The organism is Thalassolituus sp. UBA2009 (genome assembly GCF_002335285.1).
Classification (GTDB): domain Bacteria; phylum Pseudomonadota; class Gammaproteobacteria; order Pseudomonadales; family Oceanobacteraceae; genus Venatoribacter; species Venatoribacter alkanivorans.
This window is the reverse complement of the sequence record NZ_DDCJ01000059.1, coordinates 3,790-6,838: the sequence shown is the minus strand read 5'-3', so window position 1 is coordinate 6,838 and position 3,049 is coordinate 3,790. Positions and strand designations below refer to the sequence as shown.

Genomic DNA, 3,049 nt, shown 5'->3' with positions numbered 1-3,049 from the left:
TTCTCAGACAAAAAACAGCAGCAACACGCCACCCAATGCCAGGCGGTACAGAACAAACGGCAGCATGCCAATCCGATTAATAAAAGCCAGGAAGTAATAAATACAGACCCAGGCACTGACCGCCGACAATACCGCACCAAGAGCCAGTGAGGTCCAGTCAACCGGCAACAGCGACTGGCTCAGTTCATGCGCTTTTAAACCACCGGCTGCCAGAATTAACGGAATCGATAACAGAAAAGAAAAACGCGCCGCATCAACCCGGTGTAAGCCAAGTAATAACGCCGCCGTCATGGTAATGCCGGAACGTGACGTACCGGGAATTAATGCCAGCGCCTGGGCGACACCAATAATCAACGCCATCGCCAGCGTCATTTTTGCCAGGCTGATGCCCTTCCCGCGTTTCTGGTCGGCAATGCCCAATAAAATACCAAACCCGATCGTGGCCCAGGCAATCACTTCAACCGAACGCAGGTTAGCTTCAATCCAGTCGCCCAATAATACCCCGGCCAGACCAGCCGGAATGGTTGCCAGCCCGACATACCAGGCGAGTTTTGCATCAGCACTGGGCTTTGCCGTCCAGCCACTTTTAAACCATGCACTGATCAGCCTGTGAATATCCTGGCGGAAATAAAACATGACTGCTGCCAGTGTGCCCACATGCACGGCTACATCAAATGCCAGTCCCTGATCCTGCCAACCAAGAACCTGTGAAGGCAGAATAAGATGTGCCGAACTGGAAATAGGTAAAAACTCAGTTAATCCCTGCAGTACCGCCAGTACAATGATCTCAATAAGATCCATAAGTTGATTCCTTAAAAGTATTAATCCCGGCGCAACAGGCTCGGTTGCTCATCGAGTTTTTTCCAGGCAACAGAATCACGCAAATAAACCGGCGGATGTTGTTCGACACTGCCAAATTCACCGCGTTGCCATGCGTCCTCAGCCAGCGCCAACATAATATCGGCCTGAGGTTGCACATCAGCCCAGTCCTGAGCGCAGGAAGCAAATGCCGGCAGAGTAAGGCCATCCCCTGCAACGATACCGTCAAACGCCTTCAGCGCCTGCAGACACTGCTCCGGACTGCCGACGTGTTCGGCTCCGATCAATCGGCAAAGTTCACCTTCACGCTGGAAATGCCCCCAGAATACCTCTCCCATATGGGCATCCATTACCGCCATCACATGGTCAGCCTGAGAACTGCGTAAAGTTTTTAATGCCACACTCTGCAATGAGGAAATACCGCAAACAGGAAGCTCCAGTGCAAAAGCAATTCCCTGTAATACCGAAGCCGCAATCCGGATACCGGTAAAAGAGCCTGGTCCACGCCCGTAAGCTATGCCCTCCAACTCTGCTTTTTTCACCCCTGCCCGGGTTAACAACTCATCCACCATCGGCAATAAGCGCTGTGCATGACGACGCGGTTGATCTTCACACAACGACCAGGATTCCGAACCACGGCTAAGGGCAACAGAACACAGAGAGGATGAGGCATCAACGATCAATAAACAGGACATAATACTTTCCGCAGCGAACAGGCGCGGCAGTATAACACAGGGCATGATTCTTCCATCCTGCTGCCCAACGCTGACAGACAGTCCCTGCAGAACAAAAATGACAGGCGAAAAAAAACCCGGCATTGCCGGGTTTTTCAATGCAGCAATCAGCTCGCTGCTTTTGGCGGACGACCGCGACGCTTAGGCGCAGTACCGGCAGCCGCAGCTGCTGGTTTGGCCTTAGCCGGACGACCACGGCGCTTAGGAGCGGCACCTGCAGCAGCCGGTGCAGCGGCTGCTTTAGCCGGACGACCGCGTTTTTTAGGAGCAGCAGCAGTTGCTGGCGCAGCTTTAGCCGGACGACCACGCTTTTTAGGCGCAGCAGCGGTTGTTGCTTTTGCTGCAGCCGGACGGCCACGCTTTTTAGGAGCAGCAGCGGTTGCTGTTTTTGCGGTTGCAGTTGCTTTGGCTTTCAGCTTTTTAGCAGCAACAGAGGCTTTGCCATGTTCTTTAGTGGCATGAGCTTTAACTTTTGCAGCATCCTGTTTGCCACGGGCTTTACGCCATTTGGCTTCAAATGCAGCAACGGCTTTCGCCAGATCGGCTTCTGCTTTAGCAACCAGTGACGCTTCAAACGCTTCAACAGCTGCAATGGCTTTTGCTGCCACTTCTTCTGCTTTCGCTTCAATTTGTGCAGCTTTAACCGCAACAGTAGCAGTACGGGCTTCAGCTTTCAGAGCCTGCAGCTTGGTATTTTCTGCTTTTACTTTAGCGTTAGCTGCAGCAACTGCACGCTTGGCAGCAGGCGTTGGTTTAGCGGTTGCTTTTTCTTTTGCAGCGGTTGCTTTAGTTGCAGCAGCATCGACTTTAGCCTGTTGAGCGGTAACCGCTGCATGGGCTTTTTCAGATGCTTTTACTGCTGAAGCGACAACCGCTGGTACTGCCTCTGCAGTTTTAGCCGCAACTGCTTTAGCAGCTGCAGGCTTACGACCGCGCTTGGCTGGAGCTTTTTTAGGTCTGGCCATAGGTGAATTCCTCTAATATTCCTGATCAGGTAGGGTAACGCTAGCACAAAATATATAAGTGCATAAGCTAACGGGAGCAATAATAGTATTTTTATTATCGAAAACCAAAAAATAATGAATCAACAATGCTATTTATGACCTGTTTTTGCCTATTCTGGTCATTGTTCTGTGATATTCCGCTGCCATTACTGAAAATAGATATGATTTTTGCATCCTCGCGTTACTTGCAATGACGTATTTAACAGCCTGCCTATTAATCTCCCGGATTACTATTAAGGCACTTCTTAAGATACTTCTTAAGGTACTTCCGAATAATTCAGCCGTGTCTTAAATTCCGCTGAAAGGAAGTTCATCGATCGATAATGTAATAAGCAGCGTCTTGGTAGTTTTACGGATCAGTTTAATCCCGGTAGTTTAAAAGCTGACAATATTTGCCTGTTGGTACCCGGTAATGGCAAAAGCAAATACGGAATCACGCATTTATGTTCTGACTCAGCAAATAAAGATGAACCTTAATGGTGCACACACCTG

At 50.0% G+C, this 3,049-nt stretch carries 3 protein-coding genes; all 3 read right to left on the bottom strand.

Annotation, left to right across the window (positions count from 1 at the left end):
- Positions 1 to 3 precede the first annotated feature (3 nt).
- Positions 4 to 801 carry an undecaprenyl-diphosphate phosphatase gene (locus tag B3P58_RS06775; RefSeq protein ID WP_145469182.1) on the bottom strand — a complete coding sequence of 266 codons (798 nt, stop codon included), beginning with the start codon at positions 799 to 801 and terminating at the stop codon, positions 4 to 6.
- Positions 802 to 821: 20 nt separating this feature from the next.
- Positions 822 to 1,514 carry a tRNA (adenosine(37)-N6)-threonylcarbamoyltransferase complex dimerization subunit type 1 TsaB gene (gene tsaB / locus B3P58_RS06770; RefSeq protein WP_186435917.1) on the bottom strand — a complete coding sequence of 231 codons (693 nt, stop codon included), beginning with the start codon at positions 1,512 to 1,514 and terminating at the stop codon, positions 822 to 824.
- Between the two features lie 146 nt (positions 1,515 to 1,660).
- The gene (locus tag B3P58_RS06765; RefSeq protein WP_225691537.1) at positions 1,661 to 2,518 is read right to left on the bottom strand and encodes a hypothetical protein; all 858 of its coding nucleotides are present in this window, start codon (positions 2,516 to 2,518) and stop codon (positions 1,661 to 1,663) included.
- Between the last annotated feature and the right edge of the window lie 531 nt (positions 2,519 to 3,049).

What these genes read in the sequence shown, in the direction of transcription:
- B3P58_RS06775 (WP_145469182.1), bottom strand. Translation starts at nt 801, where the DNA reads ATGGATCTTATTGAGATCATTGTACTGGCGGTACTGCAGGGATTAACT.
- tsaB (WP_186435917.1), bottom strand. Translation starts at nt 1,514, where the DNA reads ATGTCCTGTTTATTGATCGTTGATGCCTCATCCTCTCTGTGTTCTGTT.
- B3P58_RS06765 (WP_225691537.1), bottom strand. Translation starts at nt 2,518, where the DNA reads ATGGCCAGACCTAAAAAAGCTCCAGCCAAGCGCGGTCGTAAGCCTGCA.